This window comes from Priestia aryabhattai, assembly GCF_023715685.1.
In the GTDB taxonomy this organism is placed as follows: Bacteria; Bacillota; Bacilli; order Bacillales; family Bacillaceae_H; genus Priestia; species Priestia aryabhattai_B.
Genome location: NZ_JAMBOQ010000003.1, coordinates 1 through 19,107, shown reverse-complemented (window position 1 = coordinate 19,107; position 19,107 = coordinate 1). Strand labels below are relative to the sequence as shown.

Annotated in this window: 20 protein-coding genes and 2 pseudogenes; 7 read left to right on the top strand and 15 right to left on the bottom strand. The window is 35.2% G+C overall.

The window, feature by feature from the left end; all coding sequences use genetic code 11:
• Window positions 1-2 precede the first annotated feature (2 nt).
• The 3 genes from M3225_RS13310 to M3225_RS13300 all read right to left on the bottom strand — a co-directional run bounded on the left by M3225_RS13310 (window position 3) and on the right by M3225_RS13300 (window position 2,893).
• Window positions 3-1,631 (bottom strand): ATP-binding protein, encoded by a 1,629-nt coding sequence (locus M3225_RS13310; protein ID WP_251394459.1) that lies wholly within the window; start codon window positions 1,629-1,631, stop codon window positions 3-5.
• A gap of 119 nt (window positions 1,632-1,750) precedes the next feature.
• A complete protein-coding gene (locus M3225_RS13305) occupies window positions 1,751-1,915 on the bottom strand; it encodes a Spo0E family sporulation regulatory protein-aspartic acid phosphatase (RefSeq protein WP_251394457.1) in 165 nt (54 codons plus the stop codon).
• Window positions 1,916-2,452: 537 nt separating this feature from the next.
• Window positions 2,453-2,893: a cell wall hydrolase gene (locus tag M3225_RS13300; RefSeq protein ID WP_251394455.1), complete on the bottom strand. Its 441-nt coding sequence runs from the start codon at window positions 2,891-2,893 to the stop codon at window positions 2,453-2,455.
• A gap of 476 nt (window positions 2,894-3,369) precedes the next feature.
• Between M3225_RS13300 and M3225_RS13295 the strand changes: the two genes are divergently transcribed.
• The 3 genes from M3225_RS13295 (at window position 3,370) to M3225_RS13290 (ending at window position 4,650) form a co-directional block, all read left to right on the top strand.
• Complete coding sequence (locus M3225_RS13295; RefSeq protein WP_251394453.1) at window positions 3,370-3,642, top strand: GlsB/YeaQ/YmgE family stress response membrane protein; 273 nt, start codon at window positions 3,370-3,372, stop codon at window positions 3,640-3,642.
• Window positions 3,643-3,675: 33 nt separating this feature from the next.
• Window positions 3,676-3,801, top strand: a complete 126-nt coding sequence (locus M3225_RS29585) for a hypothetical protein (RefSeq protein ID WP_285885573.1) — start codon at window positions 3,676-3,678, stop codon at window positions 3,799-3,801.
• A gap of 369 nt (window positions 3,802-4,170) precedes the next feature.
• Window positions 4,171-4,650 (top strand): hypothetical protein, encoded by a 480-nt coding sequence (locus tag M3225_RS13290; RefSeq protein WP_251394451.1) that lies wholly within the window; start codon window positions 4,171-4,173, stop codon window positions 4,648-4,650.
• 734 nt (window positions 4,651-5,384) lie between these two features.
• Here M3225_RS13290 and M3225_RS13285 read toward each other — a convergent pair.
• The 10 genes and pseudogenes from M3225_RS13285 to hppD all read right to left on the bottom strand — a co-directional run.
• Window positions 5,385-5,507, bottom strand: a pseudogene (locus tag M3225_RS13285) (hypothetical protein); the annotation flags it as partial.
• 79 nt (window positions 5,508-5,586) lie between these two features.
• On the bottom strand, window positions 5,587-5,766 hold the full coding sequence (locus M3225_RS13280; protein WP_013056420.1) for an H-type small acid-soluble spore protein: 180 nt from the start codon (window positions 5,764-5,766) through the stop codon (window positions 5,587-5,589).
• A gap of 497 nt (window positions 5,767-6,263) precedes the next feature.
• Entirely contained in the window at window positions 6,264-6,668 is a 405-nt protein-coding gene (locus M3225_RS13275; protein ID WP_251394449.1) for an SMI1/KNR4 family protein, read from the bottom strand.
• A 106-nt stretch (window positions 6,669-6,774) separates the two neighbouring features.
• Entirely contained in the window at window positions 6,775-7,071 is a 297-nt protein-coding gene (locus tag M3225_RS13270; protein ID WP_251394447.1) for a hypothetical protein, read from the bottom strand.
• A gap of 458 nt (window positions 7,072-7,529) precedes the next feature.
• Window positions 7,530-8,969, bottom strand: a complete 1,440-nt coding sequence (locus tag M3225_RS13265) for an amino acid permease (protein ID WP_251394445.1) — start codon at window positions 8,967-8,969, stop codon at window positions 7,530-7,532.
• Between the two features lie 297 nt (window positions 8,970-9,266).
• The gene (locus M3225_RS13260) at window positions 9,267-10,421 is read right to left on the bottom strand and encodes a homogentisate 1,2-dioxygenase (protein ID WP_251394442.1); all 1,155 of its coding nucleotides are present in this window, start codon (window positions 10,419-10,421) and stop codon (window positions 9,267-9,269) included.
• A 16-nt stretch (window positions 10,422-10,437) separates the two neighbouring features.
• Window positions 10,438-11,541: a histidinol-phosphate transaminase gene (gene hisC, locus M3225_RS13255; protein WP_251394440.1), complete on the bottom strand. Its 1,104-nt coding sequence runs from the start codon at window positions 11,539-11,541 to the stop codon at window positions 10,438-10,440.
• A gap of 180 nt (window positions 11,542-11,721) precedes the next feature.
• Complete coding sequence (fahA, locus tag M3225_RS13250) at window positions 11,722-13,008, bottom strand: fumarylacetoacetase (RefSeq protein ID WP_251394438.1); 1,287 nt, start codon at window positions 13,006-13,008, stop codon at window positions 11,722-11,724.
• Complete coding sequence (locus M3225_RS13245; RefSeq protein WP_251394436.1) at window positions 13,005-14,021, bottom strand: hypothetical protein; 1,017 nt, start codon at window positions 14,019-14,021, stop codon at window positions 13,005-13,007. The genes fahA and M3225_RS13245 overlap by 4 nt, the downstream gene beginning before the upstream one ends.
• A 66-nt stretch (window positions 14,022-14,087) precedes the next feature.
• Window positions 14,088-15,209, bottom strand: coding sequence for a 4-hydroxyphenylpyruvate dioxygenase (gene hppD, locus M3225_RS13240; RefSeq protein WP_251394434.1), 1,122 nt, complete (start codon window positions 15,207-15,209; stop codon window positions 14,088-14,090).
• A gap of 259 nt (window positions 15,210-15,468) precedes the next feature.
• Between hppD and M3225_RS13235 the strand changes: the two genes are divergently transcribed.
• Both M3225_RS13235 and M3225_RS13230 read left to right on the top strand, forming a co-directional pair.
• Window positions 15,469-15,780 carry a DUF1450 domain-containing protein gene (locus M3225_RS13235; RefSeq protein WP_251394432.1) on the top strand — a complete coding sequence of 104 codons (312 nt, stop codon included), beginning with the start codon at window positions 15,469-15,471 and terminating at the stop codon, window positions 15,778-15,780.
• A 279-nt stretch (window positions 15,781-16,059) separates the two neighbouring features.
• Window positions 16,060-16,521 carry an Lrp/AsnC family transcriptional regulator gene (locus M3225_RS13230; RefSeq protein WP_251394430.1) on the top strand — a complete coding sequence of 154 codons (462 nt, stop codon included), beginning with the start codon at window positions 16,060-16,062 and terminating at the stop codon, window positions 16,519-16,521.
• Window positions 16,522-16,654: 133 nt separating this feature from the next.
• On the opposite strand, the pseudogene M3225_RS13225 reads toward M3225_RS13230, so the two are convergent.
• A pseudogene (locus tag M3225_RS13225) lies at window positions 16,655-16,762 on the bottom strand (recombinase family protein); the annotation flags it as partial.
• 284 nt (window positions 16,763-17,046) lie between these two features.
• Here M3225_RS13225 and M3225_RS13220 point away from each other — a divergent pair.
• Together M3225_RS13220 and M3225_RS13215 are read left to right on the top strand one after the other, a co-directional pair.
• Window positions 17,047-18,027 (top strand): NADPH:quinone reductase, encoded by a 981-nt coding sequence (locus tag M3225_RS13220; RefSeq protein WP_251394428.1) that lies wholly within the window; start codon window positions 17,047-17,049, stop codon window positions 18,025-18,027.
• Window positions 18,028-18,186: 159 nt separating this feature from the next.
• Complete coding sequence (locus M3225_RS13215) at window positions 18,187-18,825, top strand: MarC family protein (protein ID WP_285885572.1); 639 nt, start codon at window positions 18,187-18,189, stop codon at window positions 18,823-18,825.
• Window positions 18,826-19,021: 196 nt separating this feature from the next.
• Here M3225_RS13215 and M3225_RS13210 read toward each other — a convergent pair.
• The coding region (locus M3225_RS13210) for an IS3 family transposase (protein WP_251396070.1) at window positions 19,022-19,107 on the bottom strand (86 nt) is incomplete at its 5' end.

Below are 19,107 nucleotides of genomic sequence, written 5' to 3'. Positions count from 1 at the left end.
AGTCATATACCTTCCTGTTGAGAGTAAGCTGGCAAATAAAGCGTAAAAGTTGAACCCTTATCTTTTATAGAATTAACCCTAATTTTTCCACCATGGGATTCAATAATTTGATAAGAAATATGTAAACCAAGCCCTATTCCCCTTTCTTTTGTGGAAAAAAAGGGCTTAGATATGCTTTTTAGCTCTTTTGCGGTCATTCCAACCCCATTATCTCGAACGACAATTTTTATTTGTTCTGTTTCTTCGTTAAAATCTAGAGATACTGTTATTTCTCCACCATCTTGCATTGCATCAATAGCATTTTGAAGTAGATTAATCAGCACTTGTTTAATTTGTGATTCATCTACTTTAGTTTTTAACGAATTTCTCTTATTTTCATATTTAATTGCAATATTATGTAATAGAGCATGACTTTTTACAAGGGCAATTGTATTTTTTATTAATACATCAATATCACATGACTTTCGTTTAAATAACGTAGGCTTCCCTAATGAAGCAAATTGATTAGTTAAATCTTTTATTCTTTCCAATTCTTTAGATATAATGTTTAAATATTTTTCTTGGGTATTGAGGTCTATATCTTGCTTCTGTAAAAGTTGAATCAAACCAATAATAGCTGTTAGAGGATTTTTAATTTCATGTGCAAAGCCAGTTCCCAGTACCCCTAAGGTAGATAGCTTTTCTGATGCAATAACTTGCTCCTGTAGTTTATAAAATTCACTCATATCTCTAAATTGTAGAAAAGCCCCATTTAACTTTTGATAACTATCAAATAAAGGTAAGACATCTACTAAGCACCTAATTAAGTTTTCTTTATGTTCATTATCTATATCAATTTCGATATTTTTAAGAGGTTTTTTAGTTTGAAGAACAGAGTCAATATATTTCTGAACTATCTCCGCTTGTTCATTTTCAAAACAACCTGTGAAATTCTCTTGGGCTTCAAATAAATTCTTTGCAGCCTCATTAAAATCTCTTATTTTCCCTTTTGTATCTGTGATCAAAACACCATCTTGAGTTGAATGCATAAGTATTTGATTTAATAAATCTAACTTGTAATTTTGTTCTTGGAGCTTTAATTCACGTTCGATTGAATCAATAGCTGAAGATAGAAGCCCTAAATGTAAAGAGCTAGCATAATCAATAGTCGTCATTAACGAGATAGTGCCACTTAATACTTTAGAAGGAGAATAATAAAAAGGTGCAGAAAAACATGCTGCGCTATGTAGTACTTCTTGAAAATGATTTTTACCAATAATCTCAACAGGCTTCTTTAACTGAAGAGCTAACGAAATAGAATTAGTTCCAACATCTTTCTCATCAAACCGCACTCCAGGTGTTATTCCTAGATTATCAACCATTTGTTGAATAGTTTTGTCTCCATACATGTCTAAGATAAATCCACTTTCATTAGAAACTACCACTAATGTAGGAATTCCTTTTGAATATTCTAAAATTTTCTCCATGAAATACCTTGTTACTTGGAGGATACTTTCATATTTAGAATTTTGTCGTTGTAATTCTTTTCTTACTAAACACACTTTGGGAATTGGTATATCTTTAGGGTTTAAATGATATAATGTTTCACATCTTTCATGTGATTGTATTATATACTTTTCTGTAGTTTCCAAAGTTGATGCCTCCCAAACTTATATATCCGCATATTCTTCTTAATTAAGTACATTTTTAAATATTAATCCATTATCTTACGAGATATTACTTTATGACTAGTTTGATATCTAGATATATATTAGTCAATGGAATTTATCATTTTTTGATAAGTGAAAATTTTCTTATCTAATTCTTGACTTATTTTAAGGATGTCTCCATCACAATATTCGTGATTTTCCTTTGCTAAGTTATAAATCATTTTTTGTAAAGCTATAATCTCCTCTTCTAGCTGAGATAGTTTCATTGAGGTCCTTCATCCTCCAAGACAGTTTATTTTAACTACCTTATAATACCATCTATTAAGAAATTAATAATTAATTTCTTATATTAATAAAAAACTAATTATCATTGAGGAACACTCCTTTTCAACCTTTTAGTTAGCTAACCATTATCCTCAAGTTCTTCAATTCTTTCTACGGACTTTTAATCTACATTAAATATTCATGACGCCTACATTTTGCGCATCTATTTAAAAAGCTCATTGCACAGTCGAATTTATTTTGAAACAAATTTCTTGGATAAATGATTATTATGTTTCATATAAAAAAGGGAACACCTGCTAACCAGGAAGTTCCCTTTTTATTTCGCCAGATAAAAATACATTAAAACAAAGATTAAATAGGCTACGATGGGGGGCAAAGTTTTTTTCAACCGACTACTGTTATATGATCTATAGGAGTTGCATTGAATAAATAGGGATAGCTACCATCACCTACAACTAAAATGTTGTATTCGCAGCTCTACCATACTACTCCAGAGTTAATCATAACTCCTCGATAACCTAACCTCCATAAACACTAGCACATGTATCAGGTTTTGGTTCATAATAACAATGATTTTTAAATTGACCAGATGCAGGTTGCCCGTACCATGTTGGAGGGCACGGAGCATGTGGATTAAAATACCAAAGAGCAAATTTCGCTGGGTGTTGTCTCCAATAATCCAAATTCTGCTTTGCTAATCTTCTTTCAACACCTCTCGCTCTTTGATAAAATACATTCCCTTTTTGAACAGCTTCAAACGAATAATTCCCCCCCTGTACTTGATAAATGACTTGTGACACGGTTCTTAAATTTCTAAAGTCTAAACAATTTGCTGCAAGACGATTAACAATTACATTTCCAACATATAACATCCCTTGTCTTCCTTCACCTTCAGCTTCTGCTCGCATCATTCTTGCCATTAAGTTAATGTCTGAACTTCGGTAATTTACTCTTGGCATTTATTCACCCCCAAAATATAGTATGAAAAGAAGCTTATATTGATGTCATTGTTTATAAGATAGCAATGCTTAGTTTTTACATATCATCGCGCATATTTAATCATTACCATTAAATAAATAGATACTGATTAATGAGTGAAGTAGTGATTCTTTAGATACTATGTAGCTACCGCAGTAAGCTTACCTGTCCACTCAAAAAATAACAAAGAACCCTTACTGAAGTAAGGGATGAATAGATAATGATGTAAGATGTGTTTGTTTTTATATGCTGAGGGTTGTCCTAATGGTTTATTCTTTTTATGAAATCGACGAGACATTGGAAGATGTCCAAAAGAATAAAGTAGAGAGTAAGAAAAGTTATATAAATTCACCTTATTACATAAGGAGAAAAACTTTATTAAGGAAAAAAATAACAGGATTAATGGGTTTTAGTCGGGGGTAAAGTCAACTAACTATTTTAAAGGAGAGAATGATTTATGGGAATTATATGGATGCTAATTGTAGGTGGAATTATTGGGTGGCTCGCTGGTTTAATCACAGGGCGTGATGTTCCTGGAGGTATTATCGGTAATATTATCGCAGGTTTTATTGGCTCTTGGTTAGGTAGTCTGATCTTGGGAAGTTGGGGACCAGTCGTTGGTGGTTTTGCAATCATCCCAGCCATTATTGGATCAATCATTTTGGTGTTAATTGTAAGCTTTGTTCTAAGAAAAATGGGCCAAAAAAAGAATCATGGTCATCATGCATAAAAAATTGAAAAACCTAAATTGGAGGGACTAAAGATGAGAGAAGAAAGTAAGTCTGTGTTAGATGATTTTGTTGAAGATAATCAATTTGAATTAGATTCTTACCTTACTTATTTGTTCGATCAAATTAATCATGATATCAAAGTTCTGTCAGAAGCTTAATGAGAAACCAGATATTTTATTATAAAGAAAAAGACAAAAAAATAATAAATCAGAATATAGCATAAGCGACCTTAGTAACTTTGTTTACAATATATAGGGTCGTTTATTGTTATGGAGAATGTTTAAAAATAAAGTGAAGATATTCTTCTTTATAGGCAATGCTTAAAGATTATTGATAACTTTAACTACTGCTTTGGTGGTCCTATCCTTCGATTGAAGCCCTTTCGGAGTGCCAAACGGATGATTGCACATATGATTAAAAAAGGGAGACTCTCTGCTGACAAAAGTCTGTCCACTATCAAAAAGAATGTACATATCTTAATAAGTTAGCTATTTATTAAATCATTTCATAATAAAGGAGATGGAAGTGTGTTTGGATTCAGTGATATGCCTAAGTTCTTGTTTTCATTCTTACTTGTACTACCACTTGTATCTCTTGTTCATCAATTAGGTCATTCTATCATGGCAATCTTTTTTGGAGGGAGAGTGGATTTTACAATTGGAAAAGGAAAAACGATTTTTAAATGGAGAAAAGTTAAAATAAAATCAGTTTACTTTTTGGATTCTTTTTGTGTATATGAAAAACTAAAATACGACAACCGATTTACCCATGCTTGTGTCTATGCTGGAGGTGCCATTGCTAATTTAGCTTCTATTTTCCTTATAAATAGTTTAATTATAGCTGACATCCTTCCAGCAAATCTCTTTTTTTACCAGTTTGTCTATTTTTCTGTTTATTATATTATTTTTTCGCTACTGCCCATTAAATTTTCAGAAACTAATTCAAGCGATGGGCGTGCTATTTATGATGCATTGAGATATGGAAAGATAACATGTAACCCTGATTAATAAAGCTGAAATAATGATGTAAAGCGATGAGCTTACGAAGCTACACGTGATTCACTTTTACGTAATGAAGTAGATGATAAAAATAAAACTACTTTAAATAATATAGATAATTCAGCATTTAATGTTAATATTGATAAATAATTGATACCAAAAAACCTTCTACTCCTGTCAGGTAGAAGGTCATTTGTGTGATTGAAATGTCATTGTATAACCTGCGAGAAAGGTAACACCTTTATTCATTGCCAATAAACTCATAATTTAAACAGATTACATAGGAAAGCCCTCTATCCTATAGATAGAAGGCAAGATAGAAACATACTATAAACAAAGGTAGATGACTTAGATAACTTTACATTTATTTTTATACCCAAAAGGAAAGAACTTAAACAAATAAAAAACCCTTCTACTCATAGAGAGTAGAAGGTCACATGGATCACATACTGCTAAAAAAAGTTAGTTGATTATAGATTTTAACCAAAAAAATAAAATTCAAACACCTTACATAAAAAAATATGTGGTTGGCTTTTATAAGCTGGTGGTTGGCCTAATAGCTTATCTTTTTTATGAACTGGACGAGGGATTGAAAGATGCCTAAACGAATAGAACCGAACGTAGTAAGGATCAGGAGAAGCATGACAAATTGTATGTTCCAGATCCTAAAGTGAAGCAAATAAATGCAAATAGAAAAGAGAAGGGCACAACTCCTTCTCTTTTGGCTATATAATCCTCTATCCTTAGATACTCTTCTTCATTCCACACTCTCTGCATTCCCTCAAGAAAACGCCGCCTGTTACGGAACTTTTGAAGTAAGTTGAGTTACAGCTGTCGCATCTGTCACTTACCTTATCTGGATATTTCTATTTAAAGCTTTCTGTTTTAATTTAAAAAGTTGGGAAGAAAAGAATGTAAAAACCTACATTCTTTCTTTCCAACTTTTTATTTTTCTTCTAAATCAAGGACTGGCACCATACGGTCTTCATCATGTGTTCCTCTCGCATGTACGGTAGCCATACTTGATGTTTCATCTACACTCTTAATCCAAATAGGAACTCCGTGGTAATGAACATCAATTTCCTTAGGAGAAGAAAGAATTTGTTTAGCTCGATTTATTTCCATGTGATCACCTCATTTTTTAGTATGTCCCTGCGATGCATCAATTAAAAGGTAAAGCTATATTTCTCCAACAATAATTTGACTACATGCTATAGAGCAGAAGACTATTTAAATGAAAGAAAGACGGATAGAGATTGATTTTTTTAGTCTGCAATTAGGAACACTAACGAAGTAGATACTGATTACCGAATGAAGTAGCTATTCTTTAGATACTAAATAGCTACCGCAGTAAGGTTGCATGTTTACCCTAATAAACGAAAAGGAAAATTTACCGCAGTAGGTAATCGATAGATGGTCATAGAATATGTGCTCTTTTTTTATGTCGGGGATTGGCCTAGAGGTTTATTTTTTCATGCAATGGACGAGAGATTAAAAGATGTCTCAAGGACTAAAGTAGAACGTAATGAGGAGAAGGGAGAGCTTGGTGAATCAAATCATATGAAACTAATACAAAAAAACCGACAATTGAATGCCAGTTCCTTTGTATTGTATAAATGTAATCATTCTTCATCTTCATAAATAAATAAGCTATTTACCAAGGTCTCAAAATCAGGAGCTAATTCAAAAATAAGTGTGTCTGTTCCCCATTCTAAATCCATATAAATTATAGGAGGATTATCTTTTGTATTCCAATAGTCGAATGCACCCCACCAATGTCCCTCTCCGCATAGTAGAACAATATCTTTTGGTAACTCCCATTCTTCTATATAATAATCACTAGATAAAATGCCTTCTTTCCCTATTCCATAAATCTCAGGGAGATTTACATGATCGTCTGCCCAATTTGTTGGAATAGAGGTAGGGTAGTTACAGTATTTTAAATAGCCCCCATTCTGCATTTTACATAACTCAATATAGGATTCTGGTAACTTCACACCCAACTTCTTTTCTGCTTCGTTGACCATTTCTTCTGTTAATTTTTTTGATTGACTGTATCCATCATCCCAAATGGGCGCTTTTTCTACATTTTATATAAATATTAAAAGTATTATAGCAGAAATAGTTTACCATTTACTTAACAGTATAGACCTTACAGGTATTTTTCTCTTTATAATCTATATAATTGCTCCATCGTTCTCCTTGACTAATATAATCCTCAAATGTAGCGTTTCTGACTACAATATAACCACCACATTCATCTGCGGTCTGTTTCGCAATGGACTGTGTGTCAAAGGGGAACGCAACCAATTCATCATTTGTAAATTCGTAACTGGATATTTCTTTCCTTTTTATGTGTCTACATAATTCAGTTACATAATATAACTTACCTAACTTTATAAAATAGTATCGATATTCTTTGTTAGGCAACTTACTCTCCTCCATTTCTACACCCTTCAGTCGCTTTATAAGTCAATATTAACCTATTACTTGGACTTAAAAACCTAAAATCCTTCAAAAAATCCATAGTTATTAAACATAATTAGAGAAAAGGAAGAAATGGATTACAAGGGCGGTAAAAGGAACCAATAAGTAAGCTACTTAAAAATTCTAGATAACACACAATATAGTCAGGCACTTAGTGTGAACAAATCGCATAAAAAATATTCGTATTTAGAGAGACGGTAAATGAAACGATTTTCACCTACAAAAAGGATGCCAATAGGCATCCTTTTTAGCTTTATTTATAATAAAATGTTTGATTGAACAGATTCTACTGCACGAAATTGTTTGTCCTAAGGCAGTTAATGAATAGAAGATTACGTGTATTAAGATAGACTTTTTTAATTAACTTGAATATATTAATTAGATAAGTGCATGCAAAAGGCTTATAGAATCTCTCTCTTATCTATTTCTTTATCAGCTTTCAAATTTTTCTCCCTTTTTCCTAATTCACTATTTCTGTAACCAAATATAAAGTAAACAATAAGGCCAATCACCAACCAGGTTCCGAATCCAATCCAAGTGGCCATTGGTAAATTAAACATAAGGTAGCCACAAAATAACATAGAGATAATAGGTATAAACGGAACAAATGGGACTTTGAAAGCACGTGGTAGTTCAGGTTGTGTTTTACGCAAAACCAATACGCCTACCGAAACAACCAAGTACGCAAAGAGTGTTCCGATATTAACTAGTTCAGCTAATCTATGTAAAGGGATGAATCCAACAAAAATTGCAACTAGGACTCCTGTAATCCACGTATTTATAATAGGGGCTTTCTTTACTGAATCGACTTTAGACATTGTTTTAGGCAATAAGCCATCCCGACTCATAGCAAAAAACAAACGTGTTTGTGCGTATAAAAGTACAAGTAACACTGTTGTCATTCCTGTCAAAGCTCCTACCGAAATAAAGCCTGCTACCCAATCTTGGTGAATATAGCTTAAAGCAAAAGCTACCGGGTTTTTCACATTTAATTCAGTAAAGGGAACAATACCTGTTAGAATGAAGGAAACAATAATATATAAGATCGTACATATAGCAAGGGAAGAAATAATCCCGATAGGCATATTGCGCTGAGGATTTTTTACTTCTTCGGCTGCAGAAGCTATAGAATCAAAGCCAAGGTAAGCAAAAAAGACAGATGCAGCACCCGCTGTTACCCCAGAGAAACCAAATGGCATAAATGGTGTCCAGTTTTCTGGCTTTACATACCACATTCCAACGACGATGAATAAGAGAACAACAGCAATCTTAATCACAACCATAATATTATTTGCACGTGTAGATTCACGTAAACCACGAGAGAGCAGAAAGGTAATAACTAAAACAGCGGTAATAGCTGGAACATCAATAAAGGTCCCTTTTCCGGGATCGTAAGCACTTGTTATAGCAAGTGGTAATTTCAACCCGAACCCACTTAATAAGCCTTGAAAATAACCTGACCAGCCACTAGCAACCGCCGAAGCTGCAAGTCCATATTCCAACAGTAATGCCCAACCAAGAATCCAGGCCACCATTTCACCGAAAGTAACATAACTGTAAGTGTAAGCGCTACCAGAAATCGGTATAGAAGAAGCAAACTCTGAATAACATAGCGCAGCAAATATACAGGCAAGTCCTGAAAAGATAAACGAAAGAACAAGAGCCGGTCCTGCGTGTTCTGCAGCGGCTACTCCTGTCAAAACAAAAATTCCTGTGCCAATAATGCAGCCAATCCCCATCATTGTTAAATCTTTAGCTCCAAGTACTTTGTTCAAAGATTTATCTGTTTCTTGAACACTGGCCAACATATGAGAAATTGACTTTTTTCGAAATAAATCCATGTAGGTTCTCCCCTCAAAAATGGAATATTTGTTTTATGATTTGCACTTCTTCTAGAATAAGCGTATTAGTGGCCTTAATAATTAAAAAAGGAAAAAATTCACTAATATATCTATTAGATTATTCCCATACCACTTTTCTGTTTTCATGAATACTCATCTTTAAAAAGTTTAATAGCATGCTTCAAGTTATCTTCAATAATGATTAAATAAAAGGGAGCGGGGCGTTTAAATAACGCCCGGCACAAAAAGCATAAAGGTTATGATATCTGCTCTAAAATTTAACCCAGTATATTTTTTCTATTTATACCAGCTCTGCATGTAAGAAGAATCTTCATAACGATGCGCTTGCTTAACGACATGAAGCGGTCGGAATGTATCAATCATAACAGCTAGTTCTCGCGTTTCTTTTTTCCCGATGCTTTCTTCCATTTTCCCTGGGTGTGGACCGTGTGGCAGCCCACTTGGATGAAGAGTAATAGATCCCTCTTCAATTCCACGCCTACTCATAAACTCTCCATCCACATAGTATAATACTTCATCACTTTCTACGTTGCTGTGCACATAAGGAGCCGGAACGGCCTCTGGATGATAATCATATAATCGTGGCACAAATGAACAAATTACATAGTTATGAGCTTCAAATGTTTGGTGAACTGGAGGTGGCTGATGAATTCTACCTGTAATTGGTTCGAAATCATGAATACTAAAAGCATAAGGAAATAAATACCCATCCCAACCTACAGCGTCTAATGGATGAAAGTCAAATAAATAAGAAGTCAACATACCTTGAGCCCGCACACGAACCTCGAATTCTCCTCGTTCATCCTTTGGTTCTAGTTTTTCTGGTGTTCTTAAATCACGCTCACAATAGGGAGAGTGCTCTAGAAGTTGACCATGCTCATTACGATAGCGTTTTGGAGGCATGATAGCTGAGTTTGATTCCACAATGAGAAATCGTGCTTGTTCTGATTCTAGAACTACTCTATATGTAGTACCAATAGGAATAACTAGGTAATCACCTGGAAGGAAAGACAGTTCACCAAAGATACTCTCTATTTTTCCTTTTCCTTCATGAACATACAGCATTTCATCGCCTTCTCCATTGCGATAAAAATATGACATTTGTTGTGTTGGCCGGGCAACTCCAATCGCTACATCATCATTAACCATAAAGATTTTTCTTGCTTCAAGGAAATCTCCTCCTGCTTCGGTTTCCCAAGTGTGAAAGTGACGATGCTTAAGTGCCTCTTTTTCTTCAATCTCATAATGGATTTCTGTGATTTTTTTAGCCTCTCTTACTTGTGTTGGGGGATTGATATGATAAATGAGTGATTGAATACCCGAAAAACCTTTTGTTCCCATCACTTGCTCATAGTATAAGCTCCCGTCTTCTTTTCGGAATTGTGTATGGCGTTTAGCAGGAACCTTCCCCATCTTTACATAATGCGGCATAAACACTGCTCCTCTCTTATTGTATTACTTCGCGAAGTGCTTGGATAAACGCTTCGTTTTCTTCTTTTGTTCCGATTGATACACGAATTGTGTTTGAAAGTCCCAATACTCCTCCGGAACGAACGATAATTCCTTTATGCAGTAACGATTGAAACACATTATCACCAGATGAATTTAGCTTTATCATTACAAAATTACCTTGGGATGGAAAATAGCTGAGACCCATTTTTTCGACCTCTGCTGAAATATATAATCTTCCTTTCTCATTCTCTTTTTTACACTTGCTAACAAACTCTAAATCTTCCAAAGAGGTAATGGCTGCAACTTGTGCCATACGATTAGTGTTAAAGGGTTCCTTTACCTTAATAAGTTCCTGTACAAAATTTGAATGCATCACTCCGTAACCAATACGTAGAGCAGCCAATCCATAAATTTTTGAAAAAGTACGTAAGACAATCAAGTTTGCATGAGAGTGAATAAGTGGCACCGTATCCAAGTGGTCTTCTGCTGTCACATATTCAAAATAAGCTTCATCAACAACAAGCAGTATATGATTAGGAACTTGATCAATAAATGATGTCAGTTCCCTCTTTCCAACAATCGTTCCAGTAGGATTGTTTGGGTTACACACAAAAATCATGCGCGTTTTGTCCGTAATAGCAGCGAGCATACCTCCAAGATCGTGCCCCCCGTTCACAAGTGGTACTTTAATCGCCCTGCCCCCTTCGATGATGACATTCGTTTCATAACGAGGGAATGTGACGTCTGCCATGATAGCCTCGTCTCCAGAACGGATATAGCTGCGTGTGAGCAAACGAAGTACTTCATCTGACCCATTCCCTGTTATAACTTGCTCTTCCTTAACTTCTAATTGTTCCGCTATCTTTTTTACCAGAACAGGCGCTGTTCCTTCCGGGTAAAACATTAAATTTTCCATTTCTTTTATCATGGCCTCTTTTGCCATTGGTGAATAACCTAATGGATTTTCATTCGAAGCAAGTTTAATAATGCGATTAAGACCTAATTCTCGCTTCACTTCTTCAATAGGCTTACCTGGTTTATAAACATCAAGACCTTCTAATTCTTTCCGTGAGATGATTTTATGTTCCAGTAATTCCATGCTTTCCCCCACCCTGTTCTATGTAATTTTGTTACAGACTGATACAGTGAGCTCTCCAACTCTTTTTCTCTACCTTCAAACATAAGTTCTACCTAGTCGTAAAGCCCATCAGTTCACTCTAATCCCTTTGGTCATTCCCAAACACATCTGTCTTGGAGCATACTGAACGAGCTTTACGAGTTAAATGTGGGATAAGGTATAAGATTGTTTAAGGGCTGGTAGAACACGACCTGTCACTTCCCCAAATCCAATCCTATATCCCTCTCCCTGACACCACCCTGTAATCGTTAGCTGATCTCCGTCTTCTAACCAAACTCTTTGCTCTCCATTTTCTATTTCTATCGGCTCAGTTCCCCGCCATGTTAGCTCCAATAAACTTCCTCGCATCTCTTTTTCAGGTCCACTAATTGTTCCCGAAGCAAGCAAATCACCAGGACGTAAATTACACCCCCCTACTGTATGATGAGCAACCTGTTGAGCCATGGACCAGTAAAGATAACGAAAGTTACTTGTAGAGATGGTTTTGGAATTTTTCATTCCTTCTCCCTTAAGATTCACCTCTAAATGAATATCAAATGAACCAGGTTTATTTGTACGTAAATAAGGTAACGGTTCTGGCTCCTGCTCTGGTCCAGCTACTCTAAAAGGCTCGAGAGCTTCAAGTGGCACCACCCAAGGAGAAATTGAAGTAGCAAAGCTCTTGGATAAGAATGGCCCAAGCGGTTGATATTCCCAGGATTGGATATCTCGAGCGCTCCAGTCATTGACTAATACAAGACCGAAGATTTGTTCCTCAGCATTTTCTAAAGCAATGTTTTCCCCTCTCTCATTACCTGGACCAATAAACCATCCCATCTCTAATTCCAAATCAAGTTGACAACTTGGACCAAATAAAGGTGCATTTGCATTCGCTGGTTTCATTTGTCCTTGTGGACGCCTTACATCAGTACCACTAAGAACCACTGAACTAGCTCGTCCATGATACCCAACTGGCAAGTGAGTCCAATTCGGCATGAGGGCATTTTCCTTTCCTCTAAACATAATCCCTACATTAGTTGCATGCTCTTTTGAAGCATAAAAATCTGTATAATCCCCAATTTGTGCAGGCAAAAGCATTTTGACATTTTTTTGAGGAATTAAAGCAATATCACGAAGAGCATAGTTATCCCGTAAAATTGACTCATCTTCACGTAGTAATTGTTGGATACGTCCCCTTACCTCCCGCCATGCTTTAGTTCCAAGAGCCATAAATTCATTAAGGGAAGCTTGTTCAAAAACTCCTTTCCCCTCTACAGCCGTACCATCAAAATATCCCTCAGCGTCTAGCACGGAAAGATCCAATACATAATCACCAATAGCAACTCCAATACGGGGAACCCCCATCATAAGGGGGCGAAATACACCGTAAGGAAGGTTTTGAATGGGAAAATGAGATTTGGGATCTACCTCTATAAATGACTTCATCATCTCAAATCCTCCTCTATACTATAAATTCCTAATGTACGTAAGTCTTCACGGGGCTCGTCGAAACTACAGCTTCCATAGGAACAAAGTAATTTTTCTCGTAATCTTATAATTTCAGAAGTTGGGACGGTTAAATCGTGCCATTGTAATCCTTTATCAGTAAATTTGAAATTCTTTGATTTCTCATCAGCAAGAATTTTTACTGTTGATACTATATCTAGTTTTTTGACATAAGCTAGCATCCCCGCTGTAAAAACATTGAGGAAACCATGCATCTGTGTATTCACTTCTTCACGATACATACGAATTGGATGATGTAATCCCGCTGTAAACTTTAAGGGAATATCTCGATCACGACATCCAACAAGTACGGTTGCTACTTGCTGAGAAGTTGGAAATGCTTCTGCTGTAACTCCGCCAGTCCGTAATTTAAACCCTAGTAAGAGATCGCTTTCATTATTATGCGCAGCAATAATATCCAGAGTTTCAAGTATCTTAGATTTCCAGTCCCTATCTAAAGGCATTGTCGCTTCACAAAAGGTTTGGAGCCCACTCTTGTCTGTTGCTTTTGCAATAGTTTGCAATAAAGCACGGTCAGGTATATGAGGCGGGAGAGGAATCTCACATATGTCAATTTTGATATTCCTCTTATATTCATTATGAAAAGCCCTAACTACTTCAAGATCCGCATGTAGGCTATTTAGACATTCTATCTTATTATTACTCCTAGATCCTAAAGTTGAGATAATTAATGGACGTTCTTTTGAAAACATTGATACATACGGAGTAAGTTGATTTAGTTGTGAGATAGGAATGATAAACCGTCCTAGCATCCATGAATCTTTACACATTTGAAATTCTTTGTAATTTTTTATTGAGATGTCCAGGGATAAATTAGCGGGTGGAAACAACCCAGCATAATCAATTAGATTTGATAAAAAAGCATGGATACTAGCTTTCAATTTCGAGCTCTCGCTCATCTCAACACCACTTTCAGCTATACTCTTTATATTCATGACGTATTCCTCCTTTCTTTCTCATATTTACCAAACAACAAATCTTGAGTTAGCTTTAACTATACCTTAAATATTTCCTCGACGTTCTTGTTCACGTTCAATGGATTCAAATAGTGCTTTAAAATTTCCATCTCCAAATCCTAGGGCACCTTTACGTTGGATAATTTCAATAAACAAAGTCGGACGATCTACAATAGGTTTTGTGAAAATTTGAAGTAAATATCCTTCATCATCGCGATCAACTAAAATACTAAGTTCTTGAAGCTTTTGTAGATCTTCATCAATTTTTCCTACTCGTTCACTTAGTTCTTCATAATAAGTAGCTGGTGTGTCAAGAAACTCTACACCATTGTCTTTCAACGCTTTAACTGTTTTAATAATATCGTTTGTAAGTAATGCTAGATGCTGAACACCTGGGCCTTTGTAAAAGTCTAGGTATTCTTGAATTTGTGATTTTCTTTTTCCTTCCGCTGGCTCATTAATCGGAAACTTAATACGCCCTGTTCCATTCATCATTACTTTAGACATAAGAGCTGAATACTCTGTTGAGATGTTTTCATCATCAAAGTGTTTAAGTACATTGAAACCAAATACTTTTTCGTAATAAGTTGTCCACTCATCCATAATCTCTACGTTTCCTACGATATGGTCAATGCCAATGATTCCCGTAGAAGATGTACCAGTCTCTAATTCATAAGATTGATACCCTGGTAAGAAACTGCCTTTGTAATTTACTGTCTCGACTAACGTATGAACAGTGTCCCCATACGTACCAATAATCGCTTTCTTAACAATTCCATTCTCATCTTCTTCAGACCATGGCTCTCGAATGGCAATTGCTCCTCGCTCAACTGCTCCCTTATATGTCTTTTCAATATCAGAAACTTTTAATGCAATGTCTTTTGTTCCCTCACCATGTAGTTTTACAAATGCAGCGATATCTGTGCTCTCCTCAAGACTTCCCGTAACCACTAGACGAATTGCTCCTTGTTCAAGCACATAAGAAACACGATCACGACAACCTGTCTCTAATCCGCGGTAAGCCTTAATTTTGAAACCAAAGGCATTTGAATAATAATAAGCAGCTTGCTTTGCATTCCCTACATATAGTTCTAAGTGGTGGATGCTTTGCACCGGAAAGATTTCTTCTTTTTTTGTTTTTTTCGTTTCTAATACTTTTTCTGACATTGAAACAACCTCCTATTTTTTAATAGATGAATAGTTTTATTCCCAAATAAGGGGATAATATTTCCAACAATCTAAATATTATAACTAGTTTTCTCATTAAGCAAGCGCTTACATTGAAGCGTTTATTCTGTGAAAGGTTTCCTCCTTAACGTGCTAAAGCACGACTGCGTCGCTGTATACTCTTGCATCTTTTTAAAAATAATTTGTAAAATCATTCTAAATCTTATCAACAAATCATTAGCCTAAAGGAGAGAATGAAATGGAATATACTGTTAAATTTTGCCCTTGTAATTTTGAAGAAGAGCTCTATGATGTAAAAGAGAAATTGCAACAAATTTCAAATGCAGAAATTATAGAAGAAAAATGTTTACTTTATTGCGGCCAATGTTTAGTACAGCCATTTGCAATAGTCAACGGTAAAAACATTGTCAGCGATAGTGTCAATGATCTTCTTGGAAATATTTTAGAACATCTCGAAGAAACAAAGACAAATTGCAGCAAAACAAATCTACAGGTGAATTGTGGAGGGTGTGGAAGTTGTAATTCTAATAAACAACAAGTGCTTCGTTGAACCTTTGATACATATTAGGTATATAATGTTGGACTTATAGTATAGTATCGTCTTGCGTGGAAGAATTTTCTGTTATGGTATTACAAGTCACCTATTTAATTTTTTAACTTATTATCTTAAATTCGGTTTATTTCTAATCATCAAGATTAAAAATGAATTTAACGATTAATTTATTAATATAATAATCATCTATAGTCAAGTATCCTTTTTAGGTTCATGCTAATAGTGTCTTTATAAAGGAATATAGGAACAATTTCATTTGAAGATGGAGTGATGAAAATGGATTTGATTGATCGTAGCTTACTGCAATTTATACAAGAAGACAGTAGAATTACTGTCAATGAATTGTCTAAAAAATTACTTCTAAGTCAATTAAGTATAAGAAAAAGACTACAACGTTTAGAAAAAAATGGTGTGATACAAGGTTTTATGGTAATTATTCCACCTGACGCAATTGGAAAAAGTGTAAAAGCAATTATTCAAATAGAGAATTTAAAAATAAAAACTCAGCAATTTGAAGAAATTATCAAAGAGGAAAAAGATATTTTAGAATGTCATCGGATAACCGGAATAAACAGTTATTTTATGAAAACGGCAGTTTCATCCATAAAACAGGTAGAAGACTTTACAAACCGTTTAACCCTTTATGGTAAAGTCAATACATCTTTGATTATTGCTTCTCCCGTATCTCATCAAATTTTACTACCCAAAACTGAGTATCTTCAACCAATCAAGAATTAACAACATACAGTAGTATCATCATAAAAGACTATTATAAAACTATAAGGAAGTAGTTACACTTGTGAACTACTTCTCTCTTTAAGAAGTCTTTGTTTTATTAAGCAAAGACTTCTTATTGACGAGTCTCTTTCTAAAAAATATCACGGGGAGAAATACCAACTTCTTGCATTGTTTGAAGTTGACGACCTTCATTTTGATCTCGACTGCTCACACGTATGTATCCACATCTTCTGTTTTCCATTTTTATACTCCTTTTGTTTTTCTCTTCCTCTTAACCTACTAAAAACGTTCGTAAAAGTGTGTGTATTTTAGAATACGTTCGTAATTTATTTTAAAGTTTAAACGAACGATAAAAATGATAGATTTCTTATACAAAAGAAAAGTCCGTAAACGTATACTTTTACGGCCGGTGTATTTGATTTTGTTTCAAAATGTCCAAATTTGTGAAAACTAGTAATTCAAACCTTGATATTACTGTAATTTCAAACCTTTCGATATATAATAATTAACAAGGAGGTTTGGAACATGAAATCAATTCAAGTCACACAATTTGGTGGACCTGAGAAATTAGTATTTACGGACGTTAAGGATGTAGTAGCAGAAAAGGGAGAAGTATGTGTTCGTTTGTATGCGGCAGGTGTCAATCCGAGTGATACTTACACATTATCAGGTACATATGCGTTTAGTATACCTCAGTTGCCTTATACTCCAGGATTAGACGGGGCAGGGGTTGTGGAGGCGATTGGAGAAGAAGTTACAAATGTTCATGTCGGTGATCGTGTATTTATTGCGTCTTTAATGGGAAGTAAAAATACAGGCACCTTTGCCCAAAAAGTAGTATGTGATGCAACGTTGGTTCATCCATTACCATCCCATGTATCTTTTGAACAAGGTGCGGCATTAGGGGTACCTGCACTAACCGCCTATCGTGCGCTATTTCAACGTGCCTGCCTGAAGCCCGGTCAAACCGTGCTTATTCATGGAGCCAGTGGTGGAGTTGGATTGCAGGTTGTACAAATGGCGAAATCTAACGGTGCTAAAGTGATTGGAACAGCAAGCAAGCCAGAGGGTAAAAAAATGGTTCAGCAAGCTGGTGCAGATTTTGTCACTGATCATGTGACAGAAGCAACGATTGAAGATATGTTAGCCTTAATGGATGGCAATGGACCTGATGTAATTATTGAGTTTTTAGCAAATAAGAATTTAGAAACAGATTTAAAGCTGATTGCACCATTCGGTAAAATTATAATTGTTGGAAACCGTGGTTCAATAGACATAAACCCACGCCTTGCAATGCAAAAAGAATGTGATATTTTAGCAACAGCTCTTTGGAATGCACCAAAGGATGAATATGAACAAAGTATTCATGGTGTAATTGGCATGCTAACAAGTGGTGCACTTCGTCCAGTTATTGGTACAACTTTTCCACTACAGCAAGTATCGCAGGGCTTTAAACAACTAGAAAAAGGTATAGGAAATGGTAAACTTGTTTTGATAATTGACTAATTAATCTACATAATTTTAAGGCATTCACTTAAATTAAATGCTGCATTAGTCAACTAAGCAAATACTAGAAGGACCTTACAGGGTCCTTTTTTCTATTAAAAAGTGAAAATATAGGTGGATAGGTTAACGAAGTAAGCTAAATGGGTATGTACTATTAAGATGAAAGGAGTTTTTACAGTGTTAGCTTTAATTCTTAAACTTACTATCTCATTTTTTGCTGTTATGAATCCACTAGGAAACATACCTATTTTCATTACTCTTACGAATGATTATTCTATTCAAGAAAGACGTCATAGTGCAAGGAAGGCTGTCTTTATCTCTTTTATTATTCTTACCCTATTTTTACTTTTAGGAAGTTTTATCTTTTCCGCCTTTGGGATCACCATACATGCTTTTCGTGTAGCAGGAGGAATCTTAATCTTTGGCATCGCCTATAGCTTGCTTCATGCTAAACCTTCTAATGCACAAAGTCCTCATTCGCATGAACAAAAAGCTGCAGCTTCCCAAAATGATATTTCCATCACCCCCCTTGCTCTGCCGATTATGGCTGGACCCGGAACAATTGCGACAGTCATGTCTCACAGTTCTTATTCGATAGCAAATCTAGGGAGTGTATTCATTAGTTACACCCTTATATTAGGAGTTACTTTTATCCTTTTCTATTATTCTACATCTATTATCAACAAGCTCGGACAGAATGGTTTAAATGTTATCTCAAGGTTAATGGGATTAATACTGGCAGTGATGGCTATACAAATGATTGCAGAAGGTATTCACGGGTTATTTCCTCATCTGTAATCATTCAAAAAGACTATTCTTATAGGAACGAGCATATGAATAAAAGGTGCACTTCTTATACATTAGTTTCTTCTCCACCTACTGAGAAAACGTTGATTTATCAACGATGTATAAAAAGCTGCATACTCCGGAAAAAGAACCCTCGGCGGAACCGTGGGACTGCACCCTGTTTGTGAGACAGGAATCAAAGCACCTTTTAAACAACCATTTGCCGGTATTGTACTGGTGACCGGTTGTTTAGTTTCGTTTGAATACGGGCATTGTTGTAATAGGTAATATAGT

Excerpts from the sequence above, each read along its gene's own strand:
- M3225_RS13305 (WP_251394457.1), bottom strand. The coding sequence starts at position 1,915 with ATGAAACTATCTCAGCTAGAAGAGGAGATTATAGCTTTACAAAAAATG.
- M3225_RS13300 (WP_251394455.1), bottom strand. The coding sequence starts at position 2,893 with ATGCCAAGAGTAAATTACCGAAGTTCAGACATTAACTTAATGGCAAGA.
- M3225_RS13295 (WP_251394453.1), top strand. The coding sequence starts at position 3,370 with ATGGGAATTATATGGATGCTAATTGTAGGTGGAATTATTGGGTGGCTC.
- M3225_RS29585 (WP_285885573.1), top strand. The coding sequence starts at position 3,676 with ATGAGAGAAGAAAGTAAGTCTGTGTTAGATGATTTTGTTGAAGATAAT.
- M3225_RS13280 (WP_013056420.1), bottom strand. The coding sequence starts at position 5,766 with ATGGAAATAAATCGAGCTAAACAAATTCTTTCTTCTCCTAAGGAAATT.
- M3225_RS13275 (WP_251394449.1), bottom strand. The coding sequence starts at position 6,668 with ATGGTCAACGAAGCAGAAAAGAAGTTGGGTGTGAAGTTACCAGAATCC.
- M3225_RS13265 (WP_251394445.1), bottom strand. The coding sequence starts at position 8,969 with ATGGATTTATTTCGAAAAAAGTCAATTTCTCATATGTTGGCCAGTGTT.
- M3225_RS13260 (WP_251394442.1), bottom strand. The coding sequence starts at position 10,421 with ATGCCGCATTATGTAAAGATGGGGAAGGTTCCTGCTAAACGCCATACA.
- hisC (WP_251394440.1), bottom strand. The coding sequence starts at position 11,541 with ATGGAATTACTGGAACATAAAATCATCTCACGGAAAGAATTAGAAGGT.
- fahA (WP_251394438.1), bottom strand. The coding sequence starts at position 13,008 with ATGATGAAGTCATTTATAGAGGTAGATCCCAAATCTCATTTTCCCATT.
- M3225_RS13245 (WP_251394436.1), bottom strand. The coding sequence starts at position 14,021 with ATGAATATAAAGAGTATAGCTGAAAGTGGTGTTGAGATGAGCGAGAGC.
- hppD (WP_251394434.1), bottom strand. The coding sequence starts at position 15,209 with ATGTCAGAAAAAGTATTAGAAACGAAAAAAACAAAAAAAGAAGAAATC.
- M3225_RS13235 (WP_251394432.1), top strand. The coding sequence starts at position 15,469 with ATGGAATATACTGTTAAATTTTGCCCTTGTAATTTTGAAGAAGAGCTC.
- M3225_RS13230 (WP_251394430.1), top strand. The coding sequence starts at position 16,060 with ATGGATTTGATTGATCGTAGCTTACTGCAATTTATACAAGAAGACAGT.
- M3225_RS13220 (WP_251394428.1), top strand. The coding sequence starts at position 17,047 with ATGAAATCAATTCAAGTCACACAATTTGGTGGACCTGAGAAATTAGTA.
- M3225_RS13215 (WP_285885572.1), top strand. The coding sequence starts at position 18,187 with ATGAAAGGAGTTTTTACAGTGTTAGCTTTAATTCTTAAACTTACTATC.